This window comes from Mycobacterium sp., from assembly GCF_049683935.1.
Classification (GTDB): domain Bacteria; phylum Actinomycetota; class Actinomycetes; order Mycobacteriales; family Mycobacteriaceae; genus Mycobacterium.
Window position 1 is genome coordinate 1 of the sequence record NZ_JBAUJR010000501.1, and the last position, 4,511, is coordinate 4,511.

Consider the following 4,511-nt stretch of genomic DNA (forward strand, 5'->3'; position numbering starts at 1 on the left):
GAGCGCATCCCGCAGCGCGCGGTTGATGGCCTGCGCCACCGAGATCGGTGCCTCGTCAGCGTCGGTGACCGGTTGCTTCGCGGCGGCAGTGGTCGCGCTGACGGCCTCGGCGATGGCGTCACGCAGCGGCGTCATCACCGCGTGCGGGCTGTCCAGCTGCGCCAGGTCGACGACCTCGGTCGCCAGGGCGAGCACTTCGGCGCGTTTCGCCTCGTACTCGTCGAGCACCTGCTGCGGTGTCAGCACACCCGCGGCGACCAGCAGCCGCGATGTGCACAGCACCGGGTCGCGGGCGTAGTCGGCGGTGATCTCGTCACCCTTGCGGTAGCTCGGCTCGTAATCCGAGCCGGCATGACCCATCAGCCGGACGGTGCGCAGGTGCAGAAAAGCCGGACGACGTTGGGTGCGAACGTATTCGGCGGCCGCGGCTGCGACGGCCAACACCTCGGGCAGGTTCGTGCCGTCGGCGGTGAAGTACTTCAGGTCGGCACGGTCACCGTAGGTTCGTGCGATCCATCCTTGGGGGGTCCGCACACTGATGCCGATGCCGTTGTCCTCACAGACGAACAGCAACGGCATCGGCATGCCCTGGTAGGCGGTGTGCATAGCGGCGTTGACGGCGCCGACCGCCGTCGAATGGTTGGCCGATGCGTCCCCGAAACTGCACACCGCCAGCGCGTCGGCCGGCCAGGCGCAGTCCACTTTCAGCTTGCGGGCCCGCGCGATGGAGAAGGCGACGCCGACCGCCCGCGGCAGGTGCGAGGCGATGGTCGAGGTCTGCGGGATGACGGCGAGGTCGTGCCTGCCGAACACCTTGTGCCGACCACCGGAGATCGGCTCGTCGGTCGCGGCGACCAGGCCGAGCAGCACGTCGCGCAGTGGGTCACTGCCTTCGACCTGCCGTGCTCGGGCGAGGTAGAAGCCACCGGAGCGGTAGTGCAGCAGGGCCGGGTCGGTGGGTCGCAGCGCAGCCGCCACCGCTGCGTTGCTCTCGTGGCCCGCCGACCCGATCGTGTAGAAGCCCTTGCCCTTCGATCTGAGCCAGCGCGCAGCCAGATCGAGGTGCCTGCTGCCGAGCTGGGCATCAAAGGTGTCGAGGCAGTCCTGAGCCGAGATCCCCTGCAGAACATCGGTGTCGGCCACCCTCGGCGCCGTCAGTGACGCGACGGTCGCGGTGAAGTGTTCGTCGATCGGTTCGGCCACGGCAACTCCCCGATGTCAGCGGAACGCGGCAGTGCCGGTGAGGGCCTGCCCGATCATCAGCGTATGCATTTCGCTGGTGCCTTCGTAGGTCAACACCGATTCCAGGTTGTTGGCATGGCGCATCACCGGGTACTCGCCGGTGATGCCGCTGGCACCCAGGATGGTGCGGGCCGTGCGGGCGATCGTGATGGCTTCCCGGACGTTGTTGAGCTTGCCCAGGCTGACCTCTTCGGAACGCAACCCGTCGGTGTCCTTGGCGCGGCCGAGATGAAGGGCGAGCAGGAAAGCCTTGCCGTACTCGAGCGTCATGTCTGCGAGCTTCTGCTGGGTGAGCTGGAATCCGCCGATGGGACGGTCGAACTGCATGCGCGACTGAGCGTAGGTCAGCGCGGTCTCCAGGCAGTCCCGGGCGGCACCCACCGCGCCGAACACGATGCCGAACCTGGCCTCGTTGAGGCAGCTCAACGGGGCCCGCAGGCTGGTCGCCCCCGGCAGTCGTGCGCTGTCGGGCAGGCGGACGTCCTCCAGCACAAGCTCACTGGTCACCGATGCGCGCAGGGACATCTTCGCCTTGATGGAGCGCGCGGTGAAGCCGGTGGTGTCGGTGGGAACCGCGAAGCCGCGCACACCGTCGTCGGTGCGCGCCCACACGATCGCCACGTCGGCGACCGAACCGTTGGTGATCCACATCTTCGTGCCGTTGAGGATCCAGTCGTCTCCGGATCGGGTGGCGCGGGTGCGCATCCCGGCCGGGTTCGAGCCGAAGTCGGGTTCGGTGAGCCCGAAGCACCCGATCTTGCGCCCTGCCGCCATCTCGGGCAGCCACTGCTGCTTCTGGTCCTCGCTGCCGAAGGCGTGCAGCGCGAACATCGCCAGCGAGCCCTGGACGCTGACCAGCGAGCGGATGCCGGAATCGCCGGCTTCCAGTTCCAGGCAGGCCAGCCCGTAGGCGACCGCCGAGGTGCCCGCGCATCCGTAGCCGTCCAGGTGCATGCCGAGCAGCCCGAGTTCTCCGAGCTCGGTGGCGAGCTCGCGGACGGGCAGCTCACCCTCCTCGTACCAGGCCGCGATGTCCGGAGCGATCCGGCTCTTCACGACCGCGCGAACGGTGTCACGGATCTGGCGTTCCTCGTCGTCGAGCAGGCTGTCGATACGCAGCAGCACGTCCGGATTGGTCGGTCCGGTGTGCGGGGCGGGCTGGCGGGACATGTGTCTCCTCACATCGTCGTGGTCAGCAGCAACCGGAAGCGTGGGCTCCGACCGCCGCCGGGCGGGGGGTTTCGTGGCGCACGGCGGCGCCTCTCCAGGTGACCGAGCGGCTCGGGGGTGGTGTCTGCTCGCTGCGCGTGGTGACCAGCGGTACACCGTCGACGAGCACGGTGGCGATGCCCGGCAGATCACCGAGGGCAAACGCCTCCAGCGCATCGGTGGCGCCGGAACCCGTGATCGGGCCCAGGACAAGCAGATCCGCTGCCCTGCCCTCGGCGATCACACCGGTCTCCAGTCCGTGCGCCCGTGCGGTCTGCCCGGTGGCCGCGGCGACTGCCGAGACCGGGTCGACGCCGCACACCGATGCCAGGTAGCAGATGTTGCGCAGCATGCCGCGCGGGATCACGCCGGTGCCGCCGGGGGTGTCGGTGCCCAGGGTGAGGCGGTCGAGCCTGCCGCGCCGGCTCAGTTCGACGGCGACGACCATGGTGGCCCGGTAGTTGTTCGAACTGCACACCTCGACGTAGGTGTCGGGCAACCTGTCGATGATCTCGACGATGTCGGCGTCCGGTGGCGGGATCGGGCCGCCGGAGATGTGACCGACGATGTCGGGATCGACCGCGATCACGACGTCGGCCCCGGCCACCCGGCTCGACCCGGACCGCGACATCCCACCGGAGTGCAACTTGACGGTCATACCGCGCTCGTGCGCCCAGCGCACGTATCGCTGAGCCTCCCCGTCACCGAGGCGATTCCAGTCGTAGAAGATGAACTTGAGCTGATCGATGCCCTCACGCTGAGCCCGGTCGAAGTGCTCTTCTTCCATACCGGGCACCAGCAGCACCGTCCCGGCGTTCACCTTGACGCCGGACGGCCGCATCCGCCCTGTGGTGTGCTTCGAGGTGATCGCGATGCTGAGCACCAGTTCCGGGGTCAGCGCGTCGAAAGCCAGTCCGGGGATGTGCAATTCACCGGCGGACACCATCGAGGTCGTACCGCCGTGCAGATAGTTGCCGATCCAGCCGACCGCGTTCTGCGCCGGGGTCCACTCCCCGAAGGTCGGATGGATGTGGCCGTCGACCAAGCCCGGCATCACGGTCAATCCGCCTGCCGACAGCACCCGGTCGGGTGCCGCCGCGTCGACGCCGATTCCGGCGATGACCCCGTCCTCGACAAGGAGTGTGGTGTCGCGGACCGGCGCAACCGCGGGGTCGCCGTGGACCAGAAGGCCGATGTCCTCCACGAGCAGCGTCGTCACCTAGACCTCCTTGATTGGATATCGTATACACTATCCGAGTTGTTGGGCTCACGGAAATCGCCCCTCCCGACCCGAGAACCGATGCGGGCCATGGCCGGAACGCCGAACACCACCACCAGCACGATCGCCGCGCCTGCCAGATTCATCGCCAGCCGGACACCGCCCTCGTACCACGGGAAGAGCAGCGGATACTCGCTGATCATCAGCAGCACCGGCGGTCCGGTGACGGCCCACCACGTGTAGTTGACCGGGCGCAGCGCCATCGCAAGTGTGAACAGGACCACGGTCAGGACGGCGACGACCGCCACCGACGGGTGCGCGCCGAGCAGGACCGCGGCGATCACAGCGCCCAGCGTGTTTCCCGAGAGTCGTTGCGCAAGGCGCATTCCGGTGTCACTTGCAGTGGGCTGCACGGTGAGGATCACACTCGTGATGAGCCAGTGCCCACCGACCAGAGCGTCGGGCAGCAAGCCGGCCAGGCTCACCGCGGCGGCGACCGCGATGCCGACCCGCAGCATGTGCGGCCACCGTTTCTGCCGATCCGACACCGCGGTGTCCGCCGGCGGCGATTCGCCCCGGGTTCGGCGCAGGGCCTCGGCGCAGCCGAACCACGCCCCCCACGCGATCACCACGACCAGCGCGCCGAGCACGTAGGGCATCAGCGCTTCGGTGACACGGCCGGGGTCCAAACCCGGAGGCACTGTGGGCATGTCGACGGCGATCAACACCACCGCGAGCCCGGCGGTCGGACCCACGCGCGCGAGCGCGGCCCCGCAGACCGCTGCCGTGACCGTCGCCGCCGCAAGCGCCAACGGATGCCCGGTCGTCAGGATCGCCACGA

General features: G+C 68.7%; 4 protein-coding genes. All 4 read right to left on the minus strand.

Annotated features, from left to right (window positions below):
* The coding region (locus WA965_RS28650; protein WP_526448278.1) for a thiamine pyrophosphate-dependent enzyme at positions 1 to 1,158 on the minus strand (1,158 nt) is incomplete at its 3' end.
* 60 nt (positions 1,159 to 1,218) lie between these two features.
* Positions 1,219 to 2,412: an acyl-CoA dehydrogenase family protein gene (locus WA965_RS28655; RefSeq protein WP_526297287.1), complete on the minus strand. Its 1,194-nt coding sequence runs from the start codon at positions 2,410 to 2,412 to the stop codon at positions 1,219 to 1,221.
* Positions 2,413 to 2,434: 22 nt separating this feature from the next.
* Complete coding sequence (locus WA965_RS28660; protein ID WP_526297289.1) at positions 2,435 to 3,670, minus strand: amidohydrolase family protein; 1,236 nt, start codon at positions 3,668 to 3,670, stop codon at positions 2,435 to 2,437.
* Positions 3,667 to 4,511, minus strand: an 845-nt coding sequence (locus WA965_RS28665) for an FUSC family protein (RefSeq protein ID WP_526448277.1), incomplete at its 5' end; no start/stop codon positions are given. The genes WA965_RS28660 and WA965_RS28665, both read right to left, overlap by 4 nt.

Coding starts and splice junctions, on each gene's coding strand:
- WA965_RS28655 (WP_526297287.1), bottom strand. CDS start 2,412: ATGTCCCGCCAGCCCGCCCCGCACACCGGACCGACCAATCCGGACGTG.